1 pseudogene is annotated in these 262 nt (G+C 63.0%); it reads right to left on the reverse strand.

The features are described from left to right. Positions 1-205: pseudogene (locus KVT27_RS25125) on the reverse strand (peptidase); the annotation flags it as partial. Positions 206-262: the final 57 nt, after the last annotated feature.

Raw genomic sequence — 262 nt, forward strand, 5'->3', positions numbered from 1 at the left:
GTCCGCCGCCGGTCCCCTTCAACACCCCTGCAACGTTGGGGCTCCCGGTAAACCGGCTGCGCGGTGAGCAGAAATAAGGATGCCCCGCAAGCTCTTCGCCGTTCGGCTCCCACACCTCGACATCCAAGCCAAGCTCACGCAGCTGATCGGCAACGAGCAGCTGAACTTCCCGCTCATTGCCTTGCGTGCTCGGCATTCGAACCATGCGCTGCAGCAGCGCCGTTCCTTCATCCCGATGACGCGCGATCCACGCGTGAATCAG

Source organism: Lysinibacillus sp. GbtcB16 (assembly GCF_019091145.1).
Lineage (GTDB): Bacteria > Bacillota > Bacilli > Bacillales_A > Planococcaceae > Lysinibacillus > Lysinibacillus fusiformis.